The organism is Vibrio sp. Vb0598, from assembly GCF_033338935.1.
In the GTDB taxonomy this organism is placed as follows: Bacteria; Pseudomonadota; Gammaproteobacteria; order Enterobacterales; family Vibrionaceae; genus Vibrio; species Vibrio alginolyticus.
This window is the reverse complement of the sequence record NZ_JAWOTP010000212.1, coordinates 1-1158: the sequence shown is the minus strand read 5'-3', so window position 1 is coordinate 1158 and position 1158 is coordinate 1. Positions and strand designations below refer to the sequence as shown.

General features: G+C 45.4%; 1 protein-coding gene and 1 pseudogene. One reads left to right on the top strand and one right to left on the bottom strand.

Going from position 1 to position 1158, the window contains the following annotated elements:
- Nucleotides 1-261 (bottom strand): annotated as a pseudogene (locus R7Q38_RS24160) (alpha-ketoglutarate-dependent dioxygenase AlkB); the annotation flags it as partial.
- Nucleotides 262-397: 136 nt separating this feature from the next.
- Between R7Q38_RS24160 and R7Q38_RS24155 the strand changes: the two are divergent.
- Nucleotides 398-1158, top strand: a 761-nt coding sequence (locus R7Q38_RS24155) for a CHASE domain-containing protein (protein ID WP_318114610.1), incomplete at its 3' end; no start/stop codon positions are given.

Below are 1158 nucleotides of genomic sequence, written 5' to 3'. Positions count from 1 at the left end.
CTCAGACGTCCAAGGGTGAGGTGCCATGGTTAAACCCGAATAGGTGTAAGGCGCATCGCCATGCCAAGTCTGCAAACGAGGTTGAAGTACCGATTTCCCGAAAATGGTTATGCGTTCTTGTTGCCAAGGCAAGGTACTCATAAGCGTTGAAAAGTACGTATCCGCTTCTTGCTGAGAAAGAAAGTTTGGTTGATAAAAGAGCTTACCTTGGCGTACCTCTTGCCAATCCGTACTTTCAAATAAATCGCCTTGTCCTTGCATCCCGTTGCCTATTTAAACCATAAAAATTTCAGATAATTATTACCTTTGCAAAGGCTATTGGTTATTCTTGTAGATAATAAGGATTTTAACAATAAAGAATAATTCTCGTAGTAACGGACGAGCTAGTGGGGAGCTAATGCGTTATTCACCCAGAAAGCAGTGCTATTTTGCACTGTTCTTTTTCGCTTTTGTTGCCTTGTGTGTTGGTGTTATTGAGCTGTTGCATCAGAATCAGCAAGACCTTCAGCAAGAGCGCGTGCAAGTTGAAGCCAAAGAACAACTGTCTATTCTCCGCTCCAATTTGGAAGCGGTACTCATGGCTGATATTTACAAAGCCAGCACATTAGCGACGCTAATCACTTTGCTGCCAAATAGCGAAGAAGAGGAGCTAAGCATTGCCGCCGATCGTATTCTTAACAAAAGTAAGCACATCACGGTCATCGGTATTGCGGAAAATGATGTAATTAGCCATATATTCCCAACTAAAGGCAACGAGCGCGTCCTTGGTCTGGATTACCGTAAAGTACCAGCGCAATGGGTACAAGTTCAAAAAGCCAAAGATATTCAAGAGATTTTCATCGCTGGGCCTGTGTCGCTTGTTCAAGGTGGGCGAGGGCTTATTGTACGCGTGCCAGTATTTCGAGACCCGCCAATCAACAAAGAGTATTGGGGGGTGATCAGCGCTGTGGTGGATTTTGATGGTTTAATGCGAGAGACCGGCGTATTCGACTTCTCATACCATTATCCTTTGACGATACGCGGTTATGACAGCGGCGGCGAATATGGGGATATGTTCTTTGGTGATCCTAATCAAACAGGCAAATTGTACGCCAAAGAGCATGTGCACTTCCCTTACGGTGGCTGGAGCATGGCGGCCTACGCGGGTGGTCAGCTTGA